Here is a 19,402-nt window from a genome sequence, read left to right on the forward strand (position 1 = left end):
GCCTTAATGGTCTGGTATTTTCTTGTTTCTGTCATGGTTAAGTCTATCCTTTGCATGATACTAGAATAACAGATGGGACATTTTTACCTTCGACCTAACTAGGACATTATCACTTTCGAATGATAATCTATGCTGTTGCTAACTATCTAACTCGAATTATTAATGATTTCGTGGTATAATAGTAAAGGCTTGTGCCAAATTTTCGATGAAAGATCTATCATGTTAAATTACGATTATTTACAGTCTTTTTTTACAGAAATTGACTTTAAACTAAATGAACCCCTAAAATATTATACATACACAAAAGTTGGGGGAGAGGCTGATGTTCTTTTCTTTCCAAAGAACAAAATTGAACTTGCTAAAATTGTCCGGTACGCAAATGAGCAGGAGATTCCTTGGATTGTTTTAGGTAATGCCAGCAATATTATTGTTAGAGACAGAGGTATTCGTGGCTTTGTCATTATGTTTGACAAGCTTAACACCATTACGGTTAATGGTTATACCATAGAAGCAGAAGCTGGTGCCAATTTAATCCATACGACTCGAGTAGCCCTCTATCATTCATTGACGGGCTTTGAATTTGCCTGTGGCATCCCGGGGTCTGTCGGAGGCGCTGTCTACATGAATGCCGGAGCATACGGCGGTGAGATTTCAGCTATTTTGGTTTCTGCTCAATTATTAACCAAACAAGGGGAGATCATTACGGTTGATGGCCGTGACATGATGTTTGGTTATCGCCACTCGGTAGTTCAAGACACCGGTGCCATCGTTATTTCTGCTAAATTTGCTCTTAAGCCGGGTGTCTATGACGTTATCAAACAGGAAATGGCACGATTAACGCATCTCCGTGAGCTTAAACAACCCTTGGATTATCCGTCTTGTGGGTCTGTTTTCAAACGACCTCATGGTCATTTTGCGGGTCAGCTCATTATGGAAGCTGGGCTCAAAGGGTACCGTATTGGTGGTATTGAAGTCTCTGAAAAACATGCTGGTTTTATGATCAATGTGGATAACGGGACTGCTTCAGATTATGAAGAGTTGATTGCTCATGTGATTGCTACTGTTAAGGAAAAATTTGGTGTGACCCTAGAACGCGAAGTTCGAATCATTGGAGAGTCATGATGGCCGTTGGAGATATGAAAAAGGAGGATCAGTCCTTGGCTGAAAAACAACCGATTATCGCATTTAAGGATGTGTCTAAAGTCTATGAAGACAATGGAACTGTCGTCTTAAAAAATATTAATTTTGAGCTAGAAGAAGGGAAATTCTATACCTTACTGGGTGCTTCAGGATCTGGTAAATCTACAATCCTAAACATCATTGCAGGGCTTTTAGATGCCTCATCAGGGGATGTCTATCTAGATGGCAAGCGCATTAACGATGTGCCGACCAACAAACGCGACGTCCATACGGTATTCCAATCTTACGCCCTCTTTCCACATATGAATGTTTTTGAAAATGTGGCTTTTGCCTTAAAACTCCAAAAAGTGGATAAGTCTGAGATTGAAAAACGAGTCAAGGAAGCTCTCAAAATGGTCCGTCTTGATGGGTATGAAAAGCGGTCGATTCAAAAACTGTCAGGCGGTCAACGCCAACGTGTGGCCATTGCACGTGCCATTATCAACCGTCCACGCGTTGTTCTACTTGATGAGCCCTTATCAGCTCTTGACTTAAAACTTCGGACAGAGATGCAATACGAACTAAGGGAATTGCAGCAAGACTTGGGCATCACCTTTGTCTTTGTCACTCATGACCAGGAAGAAGCTCTGGCCATGTCGGACTGGATTTTTGTCATGAACGAAGGGGAAATTGTCCAATCGGGAACACCGGTGGACATTTACGATGAACCGATTAACCACTTTGTCGCAACCTTTATTGGTGAATCTAATATCTTGCCAGGTGTCATGATTGAAGACTACTTGGTAGAGTTCAATGGCAAACGCTTTGAAGCGGTTGATGGTGGGATGAAACCAAATGAATCGATTGAAGTGGTGATCCGACCAGAGGACTTGCGCATTACGCTACCGGAGGAAGGCAAACTCCAAGTAAAAGTTGATACCCAACTCTTCCGTGGCGTCCATTATGAAATTATCGCCTATGACGAACTTGGCAACGAATGGATGATTCACTCGACCCGCAAGGCTATTGTGGGAGAGGTTATCGGTCTTGATTTTGAACCGGAAGACATCCACATCATGCGTCTCAACGAGACAGAAGAAGAGTTCGATGCCCGTATCGAAGAGTACGTGGAAGTAGAAGAGCCAGAAGAAGGGTTGATCAATGCCATCGAGGAGGAACGCGATGAAGAAAACCTCTAATTGGCTATCTGTACCTTACTGGCTGTGGTTGGCGCTTTTTGTCTTTATCCCACTAGCTTTGATCGTATGGCAGTCCTTCTTTGACATTCATGATAACTTTACCTTGGAGAACTATAAGACTTATTTTACGTCACCCAATGCGACCTATCTCAAGATGAGCCTTAACTCAGTCCTCTACGCAGCTATTATTACAGCAGTCACACTCTTGATTGCCTATCCGACGGCTTATTTCTTAACCAAACTCAAGCACAAGCAACTCTGGCTCATGCTCATTATCTTACCGACCTGGGTCAACCTCTTGCTCAAGGCCTATGCCTTTATCGGGATTTTTGGTAATAGCGGAGCTGTCAACAGCTTCCTTGGTTTCATGGGCATTGCCCCTCAGCAGATTCTCTTTACAGACTTTGCCTTTATCTTTGTTGCAGCCTATATTGAGATTCCCTTTATGATTCTGCCGATTTTTAATGTACTTGATGACATGGATCCAAATCTGATTTCAGCTAGTCGTGACTTAGGTGCCAATAACTGGCAGACCTTTACCAAGGTGATTTTTCCCTTGTCCATGAATGGGGTGCGCTCTGGGATTCAGGCGGTCTTTATCCCGTCACTTAGTCTGTTTATGCTGACACGCTTGATAGGTGGCAACCGTGTGATTACGCTGGGTACAGCCATTGAACAACATTTCCTCACCACCCAAAACTGGGGGATGGGGTCAACCATTGGTGTTGTTCTGATTCTGACCATGCTCCTGATCATGTGGGCGACGAAAGAGAGGGCTGACCGATGAAAAAATTTGCCAACCTTTATTTAGCCCTTGTTTTTCTCATTCTTTACCTGCCAATTTTTTATTTGATCTACTATGCATTTAATAGCGGTGGGGATATGAATGGTTTCCAAGGTTTTACTTGGGAACATTTCCAGGCTGTCTTTGGCGATAGCCGTTTGATGGTGATTGTAGCTCAAACTTTTCTTTTAGCTTTCCTGAGTTCCCTGATCGCTACAGCGATTGGGACCTTTGGTGCTATCTACATCTATCAGGCCAAACGTAAACTACGTGACGGTTTCTTATCTGCCAATAACATCTTGATGGTAGCGCCCGATGTCATGATTGGTGCGGCTTTCCTCATTCTCTTTACCATGATTGGGTTTCAGTTAGGCTTTGTCTCTGTTTTGCTGAGTCACGTGGCTTTTTCCATCCCGATTGTGGTCTTGATGGTCTTGCCACGCCTCAAAGAGATGAATGCAGACATGATTTCAGCAGCCTATGATTTGGGAGCTAGTCACCGCCAGATGTTTCAAGAAATCATGCTGCCCTATTTGACACCAGCGATTATTGCAGGCTATTTCATGGCCTTTACCTATTCCTTGGATGACTTTGCAGTGACCTTCTTTGTCACTGGTAATGGTTTTTCGACGCTCTCTGTTGAGATATACTCACGGGCACGCCAAGGGATTTCTCTTGAAATCAATGCTTTATCTGCTCTGGTCTTCCTGTTTTCAATCGTATTAGTCATCGGCTATTACTTTATTTCACGTGAGAAGGAGGAAGCCTAATGCGTCGATTTGTATCCTTTTTTGCTGGTATTTTAGCTATTATTCTTATCCTTTGGGGAATTAGTGCTGCCATGACGGCTCAAAAAGATTCTGGTAGCACTGGTAAGCTGGTTATTTACAACTGGGGGGATTATATTGATCCTGACCTCCTCGATGAATTCACTGCCGAAACAGGCATCCAGGTCGATTATCAGACCTTTGATTCTAACGAGTCCATGTACACCAAGATCAAACAAGGTGGTACCACATATGATATTGCTGTACCTTCTGAATACATGATTTCTAAGATGATCGAAGAAGACATGCTCTTGCCCATTGACCACAGCCAAATCACAGGCATGGAAAATCTGGGCGAAGAATTTGTTGATCAATCCTTTGACCCCAACAATAAATATTCCATTCCTTACTTCTGGGGGACTTTAGGGATTATCTACAATACTAGCATGGTCGAAGAAGAACCGCTGGAGTGGGAAGACCTCTGGAAGGAGGAATACCGCAACAAGATCATGCTGATTGATGGTGCCCGCGAAGGGATGGGGATTGGTCTCCAAACCCTTGGTTACAGCCTCAACTCAGATGATCCTGCTCAACTCCAAGAGGCAGCTGATAAGCTCTACGACCTCACGCCAAACATCAAAGCGATTGTTGCTGATGAGATTAAGGGCTATATGATTCAAGAAGAAGCTGCTGTCGCCGTTAGCTTCTCTGGGGAAGCCAGCGAGATGCTTGATGGTAACGAAAACTTGGTTTACGTTGTACCGTCAAAAGGGAGCAACCTCTGGTTTGACAACATCGTGATTCCAAAGACGGCTAAAAACATCGAGGGGGCTCACGCCTTCATTAACTTTATGTTGCGACCCGAGAATGCTCTACGAAATGCAGAGTATGTTGGCTATTCAACACCTAACAATGTCGCAAAAGACATGTTAGATGAGGAAACCCGTGAGGATCAGGCCTTTTACCCAAGTGGCGAAACCCTAGATAATCTTGAAGTCTACGATAACCTTGGTAAGGAATTACTGGGGGATTACAATGACCTCTACCTGCAGTTCAAAATGTATCGGAAATAATTTAAAAATGGAAGAAACAAAACAAGAATTTCAATATGTCTCACGTTCTATCATAGTATCTGTCCTAAGAGGAATCTTCGTAGGTGTCGTGGTTGGACTAGTAGTCAGTTTGTTTAGACTCTTTATTCATCAAGGGTTTGACTGGGTCGTTCATCTCTATGCATTAGCACGACAAAATCTGTTCGTGCTTTTTGCTATTGTCACAGGATATATCATCTTAACTGGCGTTCTAGCCTATCTGACGAAAGGCGAAAGTGCTGTCAAAGGTTCAGGAATTCCTCAGGTTGAGGGTGAGCTCAAGGGTCTAATGGATTCCAATTGGTGGAATATTTTGTGGCGAAAATTTATCGGCGGTGTCTTAGCCATCTCTAGCGGTCTCATGTTGGGTCGGGAAGGCCCCTCGATTCAACTAGGAGCTATGACTGGTAAGGGATTAGCCCGCTACCTTAAATTGTCTCCTATGGAAACACGAGTACTCATCGCCAGTGGAGCAGCTGCAGGATTATCAGCAGCTTTCAACGCTCCCATTGCAGGCCTCCTTTTTGTGGTAGAAGAAGTCTACCGTCACTTTTCGCGCTTAGTCTGGATTACAACCTTAACGGCAAGTCTTGTTGCCAATGCAGTGTCTCTTTGGATGTTTGGTTTAACGCCGATTTTGCAACTTCCGATGGCTATTCCTGCCTTAAAACTCAGTCAATACTGGTTATTAATCCTCGCAGGAATCATTTTAGGGGTAGCTGGGTATCACTACGAACGTGTGATTTTAGCTATGCCAAATGTTTATGAAAACCTTGGTAAGTTTTTACGACTGCCCGTCAAATGGTATCCCTTGTTGCCATTTGCCCTTATCCTTCCTGTCGGTTATTTTCTGCCAGAACTATTGGGAGGTGGGCATGAGCTGATTATGCACCTTCCCCATGCTAACTTTGGATTCTGGGCCCTTCTTTTGCTTTTTGTCATCCGTTTTGTTCTTAGTATGCTTAGCTATGGCTCTGGCTTGCCTGGTGGTATTTTCTTGCCAATCCTAGCTTTAGGATCCCTTTTAGGCTTACTGATTGGGTCTATTTTTGAACAAGTTGGCATAGTGACTTCAGCTGACTTGCCGCTATTCATTGTCATTGGGATGGCAGGCTATTTTGGGGCAATATCAAAAGCCCCCCTAACAGGTATTATCCTTGTGACAGAGATGGTTGGGGATATGCGCCAGCTTATGCCACTTGGACTGGTTACCCTTTCGGCCTATATCGTGATGGATCTTCTCAAGGGCGCACCTATTTACGAAGCGATGCTAGAGCGCATGCTTCCAGAGCATGCCAATGAAACTTCTAAGGCCACTTACATTGAAATTCCCGTTTCTGAGAAAATTGCAGGCCAGCGTGTCTGCGACCTGAATCTCCCAGAAGGTGTCCTCATCACAGGGCAAATCAATCACGGACGCTCAGAAATCGTCCATGGACAAACGGTCTTGTACCTAGGAAATACTATTCACCTAGTTGTTCGAACGCATCAAATGGATGCAGTTAAAGCATTGCTTCTGGATTGAGACGGAGAATAGTGTTAAATGACCTGTAAAAGACAAGGTTTAGAGGCCTTGTCTTTTGTGGTATAATGGGGAAAATAGCATATTCACTCACCAGACACCAATTGTCTAGTTGAAAAACAAGGCTTTTCTCGCTTTTTGTCCTTGTTTTGTAAATAGAGTTTGTTAGACTGAGTGGGAAAGGAGGCATCATGAACCAAGAAAAAATAGGTCTTTTTCTGAGAGAACTAAGACTAGAAAAAGGGTTGACCCAGGAACAACTCGCAGAACAATTTGCTGTATCGAATCGGACAGTATCTCGTTGGGAAAATGGGGTCAATATGCCTGATTTGGGATTGCTGATTGAGATTGCACATTTTTATAAAATAGAAATTAACGAGCTCATTGATGGAGAAAGGGAAAGCGAGATGAAACAAAATGAACTTGACGCGACACTTGAAAAAGTAGCAGCCTATGCCGATCATGCTAAAAAGAACTATCGTCATAGAATACGAAAAACAGTTGGGTATGGCTTTACCTTATTTGGTTTTTCTTAATCATCGCCTTTCTAGCCATGATGCCAACTGAGAGCAGCTGGGGGAGCGTTTACTCTGTCATTGGAACATTTTTTATCTCTATTGGTCTTGCTTTTGCCCTTGCTGTAAAATCATTTTGGAAAAGGATCTTGATTTCATTCTCAGCTTTTGTGTCCATAATCGCTGTCCTCGTTTATGCCGATTACCTTGGTGTGAAACACCAAAATCAAGTGCCTCGTTTTGCCTATTCAAAAATCTATTACGGCGGAAGTGATTATGTCATCTATCACTCATTTTTCTACACAGCAGTCTATAACATCGAAACAAAGGATGTTGAAATCGTGGATGCCAAAGAGGTTGAGATGCATGAACCTGAAGAAAACAAATAGATACAGGGGTAATCATGATTACTAGAAGTATTGAAGTACAAGATTTAGAACCGATTTATCAGCTATACAGTCAAGAAGGGTGGAAAACCTATACCACTGAAATGATTGAACGATTAGTGGACAATTCCTACTGGATCATTGTAGAAGATAAGGGTGAGGTGTGTGGATTTGTAAGATACATTACAGATCATGTCTTAAGCATTTATCTTTGTGAAATCGTTGTTGCTCAGAATAGACGTCGACGAGGCGTTGGGCAAATGCTCATCGAAGCTATCTTTCAAACGCATCCGGGACTTCGTATGGATTTATCGTCCTTTGAAGATGACTTTTATGAGCAGTTGGATTTTAGATCCATTGGAACAGCCTATCGTAAATATGGGGCTGAATAAGAAGTAATAGGGAGAATCGTATGAAAATAGCCGTCATTCAAGCTTCCACACAAGCTGAAAAGAATAGTTTGCTCTATGAAACAACTAAAAAAGTCGTTAGAAAATATGATTACGAGGTATTAAACTTTGGAGTACTTCCATCAGACACTACTAACTATTCGTACACAGAAATCGCTTTTTTAATTGCTCTGTTACTCAATAGTGATGTCGTAGATTTTATCATCACAGGCTGTTCTTCTGGACAAGGAATGAACATGGCTTGTAATACGTTGCCAGGGACCTTATCAGGTTTTATCCAAACTCCTCAAGATGCCTATTTGTTTGGAAGAATAAACGATGGTAATGTGGCTAGTCTGTCGCTTGGATTAGGTTTTGGTTGGCTAGGTGAGCTCAATCTTGAATATACCCTAGAGAAATTATTTGATGGCGATTTTGGTATAGGCTACCCAGAAGATGCTGCAAAAAGAAACGAAAGCAACCGCGTTAAGCAGTTCAATGCACTCTCAAAATATCATCTGATTGATGTAATGAAGAAACTGGACACTGACTTTTTAACAAAAATTCTTTCTAAAGAAGATGTTATACAGTATATTATCCATCATTCGACCCAAGACGATTTGGTTGATTATCTAAAAACTCAGCTTAACAGCCTAAAGCTAAACGTCTAGAAAGGGAATTATGTCCTCATTGTCCAAAATAGACCTGTCAAATCAGCAAGAAATCAACAAAGGCTATTCTCCAGAAAAGAAGTACAAGCTAGTTGATGATAAAGCCTATTTCTTAAAGGTATCCCCTCTATCTTTTACAGAACGCAAACAATTAGAGCTGAAATACCTGAGCGATCTATCCTGCAAAACACTCAAACGAGCTCAGCTGTTAGATGTTGCATTTGAAAAAAATCACATTCTTAGCCTATACGACTGGATTGATGGAGAAGACTTTAGGGATGTTGCAGATAGACTAACTTCCCAAGAACTGTATCAATATGGCGTTCAAGCAGGTCAGATGTTAACGATTATCCATGATATTTCTATTGATGAAGAACGACCTGATTGGGCAAGACACTATAAGGCTAAAATTGACCGAAAAATAGAGGCTTTCAACCAGGTCAAGGAGTTGTTTCCAGATGGCGATGTCTTCATTGATTTCATTATGAACAATAAACATTTGCTTGACAATCGCCCGCAAAGCTTGTGTCACGGAGACTACCATGTGGGTAATTTGATGATCAAAAAAACGTCTAAAGAACTGGTCATTATTGACTTTGGCAGCTTAGAAATTGGCGACCCCATTGAAGAATTCAATCGCATGATATGGAATGCCCAACTTTCAGAAGAGTTTGCGACAGGGTTTATCCATGGTTATTTTAAGGGAAAAGAAATCCCAGAAAATTTTTGGGGTCTAATGGGGCTCTACATGGCGACTGACGTGATTGGCTCCATTCCTTGGGCTGTACCTTTTGGCGATGAACAAGTAAAAACCATGCTTACAAGAGCAGAAGCGGTGCTGGCTTGGTACCAGAATTTTGATACGATCATGCCGAGTTTTTATCAGGGATAAATCAATGGTTTCTTATCCCGTACTAGCTTATGGTATAATAAGAACCACCAATGCTATGAAGGAGTTTCCATGGTTTTATCAAAGAAAAAAGCCCGCCACGTCATTGAAGAGATTATCGCCCTTTTTCCAGATGCGCAACCTAGTCTGGATTTTAAAAACCATTATGAGTTGTTGATCGCGGTCATGCTGTCAGCCCAAACGACCGATGCAGCAGTCAATAAAGCAACCCCTGCCTTATTTGAACGCTTTCCAACTCCTCAAGCGGCGGCAGCAGCAACACCATCTGACATTGCGCCTTATATTGCTAAACTTGGGCTATACCGTAACAAGGCCAAGTTTATGCATGAGCTTTCTGTTCAGTTAATTGAGCGATTTAATGGTGTTGTCCCTCAGACCCGAGAAGAGTTGGAGAGTTTGCCTGGTATCGGGAGGAAAACAGCTAATGTCGTCATGTCTGTTGGCTTTGGCATTCCAGCCTTCGCTGTTGATACCCATGTGTCCCGTATTTGCAAGCACCACCAGATTGTTAAGCAATCGGCTACACCGCTTGAAATCGAAAAGCGTGTCATGGATGTCTTACCACCAGAATTATGGTTGCCAGCTCATCAGGCTATGATTTATTTTGGACGTGCCATTTGCCACCCCAAAAATCCAGAATGTGACCAATATCCGCAATTGTATCATTTTGAAGATTTATAAAGCAGTCGTTAGAAAGGTAACCATCTTGAGGTTAGATAAATTTATTGTGGCTGTTGGGGCTGGTTCCCGCAGTCAGGCCAAGGCCATGGTCAAGGCCAAACGGTTAACAGTTAATGGGCAAGTGGCTAAAAAGTCGGATATGAAAATCGATCCTGAGAAAGACAGTGTCTGCTTGGATGGTCAAGAGCTTGTCTATACAGCATTTGACTACATCATGCTCAACAAACCAGCTGGTGTCATCTCAGCAACAGAAGATGCGCGTGAGCGAACAGTTCTTGACCTTTTGCCTGATCGCTACCAGCGCGTGACACCTGTCGGTCGATTAGATAAGGATACTGTTGGGTTATTGCTCTTGACCAATGACGGTCAGCTCAATCATAATCTCTTGTCGCCTAAAAAGCACGTCGATAAGTGTTATGAAGTGACCTTGGAAAAAACCTGCCTCCCAGAAGCCATTGCAGCGATGAAGACAGGTGTGACTCTGGATGATGACTACCAATGTCTGCCAGCAGAATTGACGATTTTGTCCGATCATTTGGTTCATCTGACGATTCAGGAGGGTAAATTCCATCAGGTGAAACGCATGTTTTTAGCCCTTGGCAATAAGGTTACCCACCTGAAGCGCCTTCGAATGGGCAGCTTAACCTTAGATCCATCACTTGAGGAGGGTGATTTCCGCCTTCTTACAGAAGAAGAAGTAACCAGACTTCAAAAAAACAGCAACTAAACAAATGTTCGTTTATAACGAATGTTTGTTTTTATTTTTCCTTCTTTAATTTTAAATAACGGACGTTTGCGTTAAAATAAAGAATGGAAGCGTGGAAAACACGTAGCGATGCCAATTTCATAAGGCATAGGTAGGTCATTAAATGAATTGAGGTAGAGTAAATGAACTACGATTCACCCGTTTTTGACTATGAAGATATCCAACTAATCCCTAATAAATGTATCGTTAAAAGCCGTTCTGAGGCGGATACATCTGTGGTATTTGGTGGCCACACCTTCAAGCTACCAGTTGTTCCAGCAAACATGCAAACCATTTTAAATGAAGAGCTAGCAGAAGAGCTAGCTAAAAATGGTTATTTTTACATCATGCACCGCTTTGATGAAGAGGGTCGCAAGCCTTTTATTGCTAAAATGCACGCTCAAGGTTTGATCGCCTCCATCTCCGTAGGTGTTAAGGACTATGAGTATGACTTTGTGACTTCTCTGAAAGACGATGCCCCTGAATTTATCACTATTGATATCGCTCACGGCCATTCTGACTCGGTCATTAACATGATCAAGCACATTAAAGCAGAATTACCAGAAACCTTTGTCATTGCAGGGAATGTCGGGACACCTGAAGCGGTTCGTGAATTGGAAAATGCTGGCGCTGATGCAACTAAGGTCGGCATCGGTCCTGGTAAGGTTTGTATCACTAAAGTGAAGACCGGCTTTGGTACAGGTGGTTGGCAACTAGCTGCCCTTCGTCTTTGTGCCAAAGCTGCGCGTAAACCAATCATTGCCGACGGTGGGATCCGCACGCATGGAGACATTGCCAAGTCTGTTCGCTTTGGTGCTAGCATGGTTATGATTGGTTCCCTCTTTGCCAGCCACAATGAGAGCCCAGGCGAAACAATTGAAGTTGATGGCAAAGAGTTTAAAGAATATTACGGCTCTGCCTCACAATTCCAAAAAGGCGAATACAAGAACGTTGAAGGTAAGAAAATCCTGATGCCAACCAAGGGCAGCATCTTTGATACCTTAACCGAAATGCAACAAGATTTGCAGTCTTCGATTTCCTACGCTGGTGGTCGTGATTTAGAAAGCTTGACAACCGTTAACTATGTCATTGTTAAAAATTCTATCTGGAACGGGGATAGCATTTAAGAAGGGACCACGCATGGCGTGGTTCTTTTTGTGATCCTTTAGATGTATTATATAGAAGAAAAAAAGAAAATCCTTGACACACTTTTAAAAATAGTTTACTATCTATTGGAGTTTACTAAGAAAAGGGATAAGAACTTGACAACTGCAACCAAAGCAAAAACAACTAAGAAAAAGACGAGTAAAGGCTCGCCAAAGAAAAACCTTGTCATCGTGGAGTCACCTGCCAAGGCGAAAACGATCGAGAAATATTTAGGCCGCAACTACAAGGTTGTGGCTTCTGTTGGCCATATCCGTGACCTGAAAAAGTCATCGATGTCCATCGATTTTGAGAACAATTATGAGCCAGAGTATATCAATATCCGTGGTAAAGGACCATTGATTAATGACTTGAAAAAAGAGGCGAAAAAAGCTAGTAAAGTCTATCTCGCCAGTGACCCGGATAGAGAAGGAGAAGCCATTTCTTGGCATTTGGCTCATATCCTCAAGCTCGATCTTGACGATAAAAACCGAGTGGTCTTCAATGAAATCACGAAAGATGCGGTCAAAAGTGCCTTTAAAGAGCCTCGGTCCATTGACCAAGACTTGGTCGATGCCCAACAAGCTCGCCGGGTGCTTGACCGGATCGTGGGCTACTCTATCTCTCCTATTCTCTGGAAAAAGGTCAAAAAAGGTCTTTCTGCTGGTCGGGTGCAATCTGTTGCCCTTAAACTAATCATTGATCGGGAAAATGAGATTAAGGCCTTCAAGCCAGAAGAATACTGGACTATTGATGCCACCTTTAAAAAGGGAACCAAGTCTTTCCAAGCTAATTTTCACGGGGTAGACGGTAAAAAACTTAAACTGGAAAGCAATGATCTGGTCAAAGAAGTTCTAGCTCGTTTGACTTCTGATGAGTTTACGGTTGATCAGGTTGAGAAGAAAGAGCGTCGCCGCAATGCACCATTGCCTTATACAACCTCTACGCTACAGATGGATGCGGCTAACAAGATTAATTTTAGAACCCGTAAAACCATGATGGTTGCCCAGCAGCTTTATGAGGGGATTAACCTCGGTAGTGGCAGTCAGGGTCTGATTACCTATATGCGTACAGACTCGACCCGTATCAGCCCTGTGGCGCAAGGCGAAGCAGCAAGCTTTATCACAGAGCGTTTTGGGGCCAATTATTCCAAGCACGGTAGCCGTGTCAAAAATGCTGGTGGCGCTCAAGATGCCCACGAGGCCATTCGTCCGTCAAACGTTTTTCAAACACCAGAAAGTATCGCTAAGTACCTGGATAAGGATCAACTTAAACTCTACACCCTCATCTGGAATCGCTTTGTAGCCAGTCAGATGACCGCAGCTGTTTTTGATACCATGAAGGTTAGCCTTTCGCAAAATGGCGTGACGTTTACTGCAAATGGGAGTCAGGTCAAGTTTAATGGGTATTTGGCCGTCTACAATGATAACGATAAAGACAAGATGTTGCCCGAAATGGCAGTTGGTGATATCGTAAAACGGATCAATACCAAACCAGAGCAGCATTTCACCCAACCACCAGCCCGCTTTTCAGAAGCAACCCTGATTAAAGCGCTCGAAGAAAACGGTGTTGGACGACCTTCTACCTACGCACCTACCCTTGAAACCATTCAGCGCCGCTATTATGTCAAGCTGGCTGCTAAACGCTTTGAACCAACGGAGTTAGGTGAAATCGTCAACCAACTGATTGCGGAATTCTTCCCAGATATTGTGAACATTACCTTTACGGCTGAGATGGAGCAGAAGCTTGATGATGTTGAAATTGGTAAGGAGCAATGGCAAAAAGTCATCGATGAATTCTACCAACCGTTTTCGAAGGAACTAACCAAGGCTGAAGCTGAAATGGAGAAGATCCAAATTAAGGATGAACCAGCGGGATTTGACTGTGATGAGTGCGGTCATCCTATGGTCATCAAACTCGGTCGATTTGGTAAATTCTATGCCTGCAGCAATTTCCCTGACTGTCGCAATACCAAGCAGATCACCAAAGAGATTGGTGTGGTCTGCCCAACCTGTGGTCAAGGTCAAGTGATTGAGCGTAAGAGCAAACGCAACCGCGTCTTCTATGGTTGTGACCGCTATCCAGCCTGCGACTTTACCTCTTGGGATAAACCTGTGGGACGGTCTTGTCCGAAATCGGGACACTTCCTTGTTGAAAAAGCTGTCCGTGGTGGCGGCAAACAGGTCTTATGTTCTGATGCCGAATGTGATTACAAAGAAATTATCGTGAAATAAGCAAAATCGCCATTGGGTACTTTCCGTTATAATGGCGATTTTAATTTCTTTCCGTTTTAATGGATATTTTTAAAAAATGCCTGTATAATAGAAAGTGTAAAAGGAGAAAGTGATGATGTATTTAGCTCTTATCGGTGATTTTGTAAAGTCCAAGGAAATAGATGACCGCTATGACATTCAAAGACGCCTCAAAGAAACCTTAACGGTTCTAAACGAGAAATATAAGGAGCATCTGGTCTCTCTCATGAGTATAACCCTTGGAGATGAGTTTCAAGGTCTTTTTCAATTGACTTGTCCTATTTTTCAACTGATTGATGAGTTGACTGTGGCTCTATCGCCCTACGCGATTCGTTTCGGTCTAGGTATTGGTGACATCGTGACAGCCATTGATCCTCAGCAGAGTATCGGTGCCGATGGTCCTGCTTATTGGCGTGCTAGAGCCGCTATCGAAACCGTCCATACCAAAAATGATTATGGCAACACCACAATAGCCATAGATTTTGGGGATGAGAAGGATAATCAGATCGGTAACGCTCTGATAGCGTCTTCTGACTACATCAAAGCCAGCTGGCGTTCGAGTCAAGAAGAGATTTTCAAGGCATTGTTAGAGCGCGGGATTTATCAGGAATCGTTTGAACAAAACGTTTTGGCAGACGAACTGGGTCTGCACGAAAGTGCTTTTAGCAAACGTCTCAAAAGCAGTGGCCTCAAAGTTTACTGGAGGTCTCGCTTAGCCCTTCAAGAACTAATTAGAAATAGAGAAGGAGACTGTTAATGCTTCTAGTAACTGAAATTCTCCAACACCCTGTCTTCGTTGCGCTATTGAGCTGCCATTTTCTATCAGATTATCATTTACAGAATCAATCCATGGCGGATCAAAAAGAGAAGGATAAAAAATTTCTGACTAAGCATCTAGGTCATGTTTTCTGGCCTTTGCTAGTCGTTGGTAGCGTTGTTCCCTCTCTCTATGGGCAATTGCTCCTTGTTTTTATTAGCCACGCGCTCATTGATTTTTTGAAGCCTTATGTCAAAAAATTGCTCAAACTTTCTGACAGCTTGACCTTTACCTTGGATCAATTGCTTCATATCGCTATTCTTTTTAGTGTCACTTGGCATGTTCTTAGCGCTGAGATAAGCGTAGCTAACCTCTTCCTCTCTTGGACAGATGGCCTTCGTTTAGTCCTGTTTTTCTTAATGATCACCAAACCTGCTAATGTGGCCTTCAGGGTATATTTTAGCAAATACCAACCAGCAAAGGTGGTATGGAAAAACGGTCAAATCGGCCAGAAAAAGGACGAGCATGTCACGATGCAAGGAGCAGGAGCGACGATTGGAAATCTAGAACGGATTGTCATGGGAATTTGCATTATTTTCGGCCAGTTTGCCTCAATCGGTCTAGTCTTTACAGCCAAATCCATTGCCCGTTACAATAAAATTTCGGAAGACCCAGCCTTTGCTGAATATTACTTAATCGGGTCTTTGTTTAGTATTCTATCCGTCTTAATAGCGTCTTGGCTATGTTTCATTATCTAAAAGAAAGAAAACGATAATTGTTATGAAATTTAAAATGTTTAATGCCACTCCTGAAGAAAGACAAATCGCTGTCAATTGGGGGAAAGCGCAAAATGTCGATATTGTAACAACCCCTCACCTTTTAACAAAGGATGAAGTACCTGGTTTAGCAGGCATTGATGGGATTATCAATTTGCAAATCGGTCAATTGGATCCCGAGCTTTATCCTGCCTTCAATCAGCTGGGCATCAAACAGATTGCTCAGCGCGGGGCGGGTACGGACATGTACAATATGGCTTTAGCCAGTGCCAACGACATCATTATTACCAATGTTCCTAGCTATTCTCCGGAATCTATCGCTGAGTTCGCTTTGACCCTTGCTTTGCAATTGATTCGTAAAACAGAGGATATTCGGCTTCGGATTGAAGCGCATAATTTCCGCTGGGAAAATGTGATTTGTGGACGAGTTTTAGGTCAAATGACGGTTGCTATCCTAGGAACTGGTCGTATCGGACAAGCTACTGCGAAAATGTTTAAAAGCGTTGGCTGTCGTGTTGTTGGTTACGACCTTTACCCTTCAGAACAGATGGAGGACATCATTGAATACAAAGACTCCATTATTGAGGCAGTTGAGGAGGCAGATGTGATTTCACTCCATATGCCACCAAGTCCTGAAACCCACCATCTTTTTGACAAAGCCATGTTTGAACGTCTTAAACCAGATGCTATTTTAATCAATACAGCCAGAGGTGCACTGATCAACACAGAGGACCTTTTAGAGGCTTTGGATCTTGGACTATTGGCAGGAGCAGGCATCGATACTTATGAGTTTGAAGCTCCTTATATCCCCAAAGATTGGACAGATCAACCGCTCGAAGACCAAACCTTTGAAGCCTTAATCCATCATCCTAAAGTGATTTATACACCGCATGTGGCTTACTTTACTGATGAAGCTGTGAAAAATTTAGTCGAAGGCGCTTTAAATGCAACCCTTGATATTGTAAAAACAGGGACAACACAAAATCGGGTCAACTAGGTATAAAGAAGTCGTAGTCGCAAGACGGCGACTTTTTTGGTATAATCAGGAAGTATCAAAATTAATCTTCAAGAAATTATTGGGAGTTAGACAAAATTGATAACCAGCGAGATTCGCTTTTATCATTCTAGCTCCACAGGGCTGTAAAAGGTGATGAAATCAGTGAATTAGAGGCCACTCAGTAATCGGCTCGTTGCTGCTGAAGCACCTAATGATCTGTGCAGGGGTAACGCTAAAACAAGCATAGCCAAAGGGTGTTACACCCAACCCTGTGTCTAGTATAACTGATTGCAAAACCATCAGAAGGCTAGCATTTCTGTTCCAACCTCCCTGCTTTCTCAAGAAGAATAGAAAGATTTGAGCTAGGGTTTCCTAGCAAAGAGGTATTAGTGCATGTCTCAATCTTATATCAGTGTGATTGGAGCTGGTCTTGCCGGTTCTGAAGCAGCTTACCAAATTGCCAAACGTGGCATTCCCGTGAAGTTGTACGAAATGCGTGGGGTCAAACCGACACCTCAACACAAGACAGACAATTTTGCGGAGTTAGTTTGTTCCAATTCTTTCCGTGGTGATAGCTTAACCAACGCCGTTGGTCTGCTGAAAGAAGAAATGCGCCGCTTGGACTCGATCATCCTTCGAAACGGTGAAGCCCACCGAGTGCCAGCAGGTGGAGCAATGGCAGTGGACCGCGAAGGTTACGCAGAAGCTGTGACAGCTGAAATTCATAATCACCCACTGATCGAAGTTATTCGTGCAGAAATCACAGAGTTGCCAACCGATGTCATTACCGTTATCGCAACAGGTCCTCTGACGTCAGATGCCTTGGCCGCTAAAATTCATGCCTTCAACGATGGCGACGGTTTTTATTTCTACGATGCGGCAGCGCCGATTATTGATGTCAATACTATCGATATGAGCAAGGTTTATCTAAAGTCCCGTTATGATAAGGGCGAAGCTGCTTATCTCAACTGTCCGATGACCAAGGAAGAATTCATGGCTTTCCATGAAGCCTTGACCACAGCAGAAGAAGCACCGCTGAATTCCTTTGAAAAAGAAAAATACTTCGAAGGTTGTATGCCGATCGAAGTTATGGCCAAGCGCGGTATTAAAACCATGCTCTATGGTCCGATGAAGCCAGTCGGACTGGAATACCCTGAGGACTTTGAAGGACCACGAGATGGTGACTTTAAAACGCCTTACGCTGTCGTTCAACTTCGTCAGGACAATGCTGCAGGATCTCTTTACAACATGGTTGGTTTCCAAACCCATCTCAAATGGGGCGAGCAAAAACGTGTTTTTCAGATGATTCCAGGCCTTGAGAATGCAGAATTTGTCCGTTACGGTGTGATGCACCGCAATTCCTATATGGATTCACCAAACCTTCTCAACCAAGCCTTCCAATCTAAAAAACAAAGCAATCTCTTCTTTGCGGGACAAATGACAGGTGTTGAGGGCTATGTCGAGTCTGCAGCAAGCGGTCTTGTCGCCGGTATCAATGCTGCGCGCCTCTTCAATGGCGAAGAACCTATCTTCTTCCCTGAAACAACAGCTATTGGTAGTCTGCCTTATTACGTTACGCATACAGAGAGCAAGCATTTCCAACCCATGAATGTCAATTTTGGTATTATCAAGGAGCTTGAAGGCCCTCGGATTCGTGATAAGAAAGCACGCTATGAAGCCATTGCAGAACGAGCACTCAATGACTTAGAGACATACCTTAACATTTAAAGGAGTGGTTTCTCTAAAGTATTCTTACTATAAACACTAAAATAAACTTGTGATAGAAGTATCTCGAGTTTATTTTTATTCTCAAGATGTAAGAAGTAATTCTACATCAATATCTATTTAACAAAATTAATTTCAACGGAAAATTAAAAAAATTTTTAAACTCATTTCACAAAGTTTTTAAGCTAAAAGCATAGAGGACAGGGAATCAAGAAAAACATTGTGAAAAAACAGGCAAGCAAAATAGTTGACAAATCGGAAAATGATTTAGTTAACCTTGACAAGACAATGTGAATGCGTTATCATATAAGTATAAAAAAATTAAGGGGACTATCTATGAAACTCATTGGAATTGTCGGTACAAATTCTGCCAAGTCAACAAACCGTCAGTTACTTCAGTACATGCAAAAACGCTTTGCTGATAAGGCTGAGATCGAATTAGTCGAAATCAAAGAATTGCCGATTTTTGACAAACCAGCAGACCGTGTTCTTCCTGATAATGTGAAAGAACTCGTTGAAAAATTAGAAGAAGCTGATGGTGTCATTATTGGTACGCCTGAATACGACCATTCTATTCCAGCTGTTTTGATGAATGCACTAGCATGGGTATCCTATGGAGTTTACCCAATGGCAAATAAACCTGTCATGATTACTGGCGCTTCTTATGGAACATTAGGCTCTTCACGTGCTCAATTACAGTTGCGTCAAATCTTAAATGCTCCAGAATTAAAAGCAACGGTTTTACCAGACGAGTTTCTTTTGTCTCATTCTCTTCAAGCTTTTAACTCAGAAGGTGATTTGAATGATATTGAAACTAGTCAGAAATTAGATGCTATCTTTGACGATTTTCGTCTTTTTGTTAAAATGACTGAGAAACTGTCTAATGCCAAAGATTTGTTACGTAAAGAAGCCGAAAACTTTGATTGGGAATCTTTAGATTAGAAGTAGTGTCGCGTTAGTAATTTCAGAGAAA

20 protein-coding genes are annotated in these 19,402 nt (G+C 42.6%); all 20 read left to right on the forward strand.

Annotated elements, in window-relative coordinates:
- Positions 1 to 219: 219 nt before the first annotated feature.
- The 20 genes from murB to ACVRYP_RS09330 all read left to right on the forward strand — a co-directional run bounded on the left by murB (position 220) and on the right by ACVRYP_RS09330 (position 19,371).
- Complete coding sequence (gene murB, locus ACVRYP_RS09235; RefSeq protein WP_447468429.1) at positions 220 to 1,122, forward strand: UDP-N-acetylmuramate dehydrogenase; 903 nt, start codon at positions 220 to 222, stop codon at positions 1,120 to 1,122.
- A gap of 14 nt (positions 1,123 to 1,136) precedes the next feature.
- The gene (locus ACVRYP_RS09240; RefSeq protein WP_447468480.1) at positions 1,137 to 2,318 is read left to right on the forward strand and encodes an ABC transporter ATP-binding protein; all 1,182 of its coding nucleotides are present in this window, start codon (positions 1,137 to 1,139) and stop codon (positions 2,316 to 2,318) included.
- Complete coding sequence (locus ACVRYP_RS09245; RefSeq protein ID WP_447468430.1) at positions 2,302 to 3,105, forward strand: ABC transporter permease; 804 nt, start codon at positions 2,302 to 2,304, stop codon at positions 3,103 to 3,105. The genes ACVRYP_RS09240 and ACVRYP_RS09245 overlap by 17 nt, the downstream gene beginning before the upstream one ends.
- Entirely contained in the window at positions 3,102 to 3,872 is a 771-nt protein-coding gene (locus tag ACVRYP_RS09250; protein ID WP_447468431.1) for an ABC transporter permease, read from the forward strand. The genes ACVRYP_RS09245 and ACVRYP_RS09250 overlap by 4 nt, the downstream gene beginning before the upstream one ends.
- Positions 3,872 to 4,942, forward strand: a complete 1,071-nt coding sequence (locus ACVRYP_RS09255) for an ABC transporter substrate-binding protein (protein ID WP_447468432.1) — start codon at positions 3,872 to 3,874, stop codon at positions 4,940 to 4,942. Before ACVRYP_RS09250 ends, ACVRYP_RS09255 begins: the two co-directional genes overlap by 1 nt.
- Positions 4,943 to 4,949: 7 nt before the next feature.
- On the forward strand, positions 4,950 to 6,485 hold the full coding sequence (locus tag ACVRYP_RS09260; RefSeq protein WP_447468433.1) for a chloride channel protein: 1,536 nt from the start codon (positions 4,950 to 4,952) through the stop codon (positions 6,483 to 6,485).
- 188 nt (positions 6,486 to 6,673) lie between these two features.
- Positions 6,674 to 7,018, forward strand: a complete 345-nt coding sequence (gene relB / locus ACVRYP_RS09265) for a type II toxin-antitoxin system RelB family anti-toxin (RefSeq protein ID WP_447468434.1) — start codon at positions 6,674 to 6,676, stop codon at positions 7,016 to 7,018.
- Positions 7,019 to 7,146: 128 nt separating this feature from the next.
- The gene (locus ACVRYP_RS09270) at positions 7,147 to 7,386 is read left to right on the forward strand and encodes a hypothetical protein (RefSeq protein WP_447468435.1); all 240 of its coding nucleotides are present in this window, start codon (positions 7,147 to 7,149) and stop codon (positions 7,384 to 7,386) included.
- A gap of 14 nt (positions 7,387 to 7,400) precedes the next feature.
- Positions 7,401 to 7,775 carry a GNAT family N-acetyltransferase gene (locus tag ACVRYP_RS09275; RefSeq protein WP_447468436.1) on the forward strand — a complete coding sequence of 125 codons (375 nt, stop codon included), beginning with the start codon at positions 7,401 to 7,403 and terminating at the stop codon, positions 7,773 to 7,775.
- A gap of 20 nt (positions 7,776 to 7,795) precedes the next feature.
- A complete protein-coding gene (locus ACVRYP_RS09280; protein WP_447468437.1) occupies positions 7,796 to 8,443 on the forward strand; it encodes an RpiB/LacA/LacB family sugar-phosphate isomerase in 648 nt (215 codons plus the stop codon).
- Positions 8,444 to 8,453: 10 nt separating this feature from the next.
- The gene (locus tag ACVRYP_RS09285; protein ID WP_447468438.1) at positions 8,454 to 9,335 is read left to right on the forward strand and encodes an aminoglycoside phosphotransferase family protein; all 882 of its coding nucleotides are present in this window, start codon (positions 8,454 to 8,456) and stop codon (positions 9,333 to 9,335) included.
- 69 nt (positions 9,336 to 9,404) lie between these two features.
- Positions 9,405 to 10,034, forward strand: coding sequence for an endonuclease III (gene nth / locus ACVRYP_RS09290; protein ID WP_447468439.1), 630 nt, complete (start codon positions 9,405 to 9,407; stop codon positions 10,032 to 10,034).
- A 25-nt stretch (positions 10,035 to 10,059) separates the two neighbouring features.
- On the forward strand, positions 10,060 to 10,761 hold the full coding sequence (locus tag ACVRYP_RS09295; protein ID WP_447468440.1) for a pseudouridine synthase: 702 nt from the start codon (positions 10,060 to 10,062) through the stop codon (positions 10,759 to 10,761).
- Between the two features lie 161 nt (positions 10,762 to 10,922).
- Positions 10,923 to 11,906, forward strand: coding sequence for a GMP reductase (guaC, locus tag ACVRYP_RS09300; RefSeq protein ID WP_447468441.1), 984 nt, complete (start codon positions 10,923 to 10,925; stop codon positions 11,904 to 11,906).
- Between the two features lie 135 nt (positions 11,907 to 12,041).
- Positions 12,042 to 14,156: a type I DNA topoisomerase gene (topA, locus tag ACVRYP_RS09305; protein ID WP_447468442.1), complete on the forward strand. Its 2,115-nt coding sequence runs from the start codon at positions 12,042 to 12,044 to the stop codon at positions 14,154 to 14,156.
- A 112-nt stretch (positions 14,157 to 14,268) separates the two neighbouring features.
- The gene (locus tag ACVRYP_RS09310; RefSeq protein ID WP_447468443.1) at positions 14,269 to 14,931 is read left to right on the forward strand and encodes a SatD family protein; all 663 of its coding nucleotides are present in this window, start codon (positions 14,269 to 14,271) and stop codon (positions 14,929 to 14,931) included.
- A complete protein-coding gene (locus tag ACVRYP_RS09315) occupies positions 14,931 to 15,689 on the forward strand; it encodes a DUF3307 domain-containing protein (protein WP_447468444.1) in 759 nt (252 codons plus the stop codon). The genes ACVRYP_RS09310 and ACVRYP_RS09315 overlap by 1 nt, the downstream gene beginning before the upstream one ends.
- 22 nt (positions 15,690 to 15,711) lie before the next feature.
- Positions 15,712 to 16,704: a D-2-hydroxyacid dehydrogenase gene (locus tag ACVRYP_RS09320; protein ID WP_447468445.1), complete on the forward strand. Its 993-nt coding sequence runs from the start codon at positions 15,712 to 15,714 to the stop codon at positions 16,702 to 16,704.
- Positions 16,705 to 17,097: 393 nt separating this feature from the next.
- Positions 17,098 to 18,432, forward strand: coding sequence for a methylenetetrahydrofolate--tRNA-(uracil(54)-C(5))-methyltransferase (FADH(2)-oxidizing) TrmFO (gene trmFO / locus ACVRYP_RS09325; RefSeq protein WP_447468446.1), 1,335 nt, complete (start codon positions 17,098 to 17,100; stop codon positions 18,430 to 18,432).
- Between the two features lie 333 nt (positions 18,433 to 18,765).
- Entirely contained in the window at positions 18,766 to 19,371 is a 606-nt protein-coding gene (locus ACVRYP_RS09330) for an NADPH-dependent FMN reductase (RefSeq protein WP_447468447.1), read from the forward strand.
- Positions 19,372 to 19,402 lie beyond the last annotated feature (31 nt).

Source organism: Streptococcus rifensis (assembly GCF_053203525.1).

Bases quoted from the DNA above. Each gene is read 5' to 3' on its own strand.
- murB (WP_447468429.1), top strand. From the start codon at position 220: ATGTTAAATTACGATTATTTACAGTCTTTTTTTACAGAAATTGACTTT.
- ACVRYP_RS09240 (WP_447468480.1), top strand. From the start codon at position 1,137: ATGAAAAAGGAGGATCAGTCCTTGGCTGAAAAACAACCGATTATCGCA.
- ACVRYP_RS09245 (WP_447468430.1), top strand. From the start codon at position 2,302: ATGAAGAAAACCTCTAATTGGCTATCTGTACCTTACTGGCTGTGGTTG.
- ACVRYP_RS09250 (WP_447468431.1), top strand. From the start codon at position 3,102: ATGAAAAAATTTGCCAACCTTTATTTAGCCCTTGTTTTTCTCATTCTT.
- ACVRYP_RS09255 (WP_447468432.1), top strand. From the start codon at position 3,872: ATGCGTCGATTTGTATCCTTTTTTGCTGGTATTTTAGCTATTATTCTT.
- ACVRYP_RS09260 (WP_447468433.1), top strand. From the start codon at position 4,950: ATGGAAGAAACAAAACAAGAATTTCAATATGTCTCACGTTCTATCATA.
- relB (WP_447468434.1), top strand. From the start codon at position 6,674: ATGAACCAAGAAAAAATAGGTCTTTTTCTGAGAGAACTAAGACTAGAA.
- ACVRYP_RS09275 (WP_447468436.1), top strand. From the start codon at position 7,401: ATGATTACTAGAAGTATTGAAGTACAAGATTTAGAACCGATTTATCAG.
- ACVRYP_RS09280 (WP_447468437.1), top strand. From the start codon at position 7,796: ATGAAAATAGCCGTCATTCAAGCTTCCACACAAGCTGAAAAGAATAGT.
- ACVRYP_RS09285 (WP_447468438.1), top strand. From the start codon at position 8,454: ATGTCCTCATTGTCCAAAATAGACCTGTCAAATCAGCAAGAAATCAAC.
- nth (WP_447468439.1), top strand. From the start codon at position 9,405: ATGGTTTTATCAAAGAAAAAAGCCCGCCACGTCATTGAAGAGATTATC.
- guaC (WP_447468441.1), top strand. From the start codon at position 10,923: ATGAACTACGATTCACCCGTTTTTGACTATGAAGATATCCAACTAATC.
- ACVRYP_RS09310 (WP_447468443.1), top strand. From the start codon at position 14,269: ATGATGTATTTAGCTCTTATCGGTGATTTTGTAAAGTCCAAGGAAATA.
- ACVRYP_RS09315 (WP_447468444.1), top strand. From the start codon at position 14,931: ATGCTTCTAGTAACTGAAATTCTCCAACACCCTGTCTTCGTTGCGCTA.
- ACVRYP_RS09320 (WP_447468445.1), top strand. From the start codon at position 15,712: ATGAAATTTAAAATGTTTAATGCCACTCCTGAAGAAAGACAAATCGCT.
- trmFO (WP_447468446.1), top strand. From the start codon at position 17,098: ATGTCTCAATCTTATATCAGTGTGATTGGAGCTGGTCTTGCCGGTTCT.
- ACVRYP_RS09330 (WP_447468447.1), top strand. From the start codon at position 18,766: ATGAAACTCATTGGAATTGTCGGTACAAATTCTGCCAAGTCAACAAAC.